General features: G+C 63.4%; 1 pseudogene. It reads left to right on the plus strand.

Annotated features, from left to right (window positions below):
• Positions 1–513 (plus strand): annotated as a pseudogene (locus tag AB4Z25_RS29325) (hypothetical protein); the annotation flags it as partial.

Genomic DNA, 513 nt, shown 5'->3' on the forward strand with positions numbered 1-513 from the left:
ACGTCTGGCCAGCTTGCCAAGTTCACCGATGATCAGATCGGCGCATTGTCGGCTGCCCAGGTCGGCTCGCTCACCAACGACCAGATCGGTGGCCTGACCGCCGGTCAGATCGGCAAGCTCAGCAATGCTGCTGTCGCTGGCCTCAAGGCTACGCAGATCACGGCGATGACTGCCGATCAGGTTGCCGGCATCACCGCAGGCCAGAGCGCTCTGCTGACGGCTGCACAGGTTGCAGGCTTCAGCGCCACGAACATCACCAAGCTGACCGACGACGCGGTTGCTGGCCTGACCGCCAAGGCGGTCCCTGGCCTGAAGAATGAAGCCATCGCCGTCCTCAGCGAAAGCCAGGTCGGCAAGCTCAGCGCCGACCAGCTCAAGCAGGTCACGACCAAGCAGATCACTGCCTTCACGTCTGGCCAGCTTGCCAAGTTCACCGATGATCAGATCGGCGCATTGTCGGCTGCCCAGGTCGGCTCGCTCACCAACGACCAGATCGGTGGCCTGACCGCCGGT

It is taken from the genome of Rhizobium sp. RAF36 (genome assembly GCF_052114105.1).
Lineage (GTDB): Bacteria > Pseudomonadota > Alphaproteobacteria > Rhizobiales > Rhizobiaceae > Rhizobium.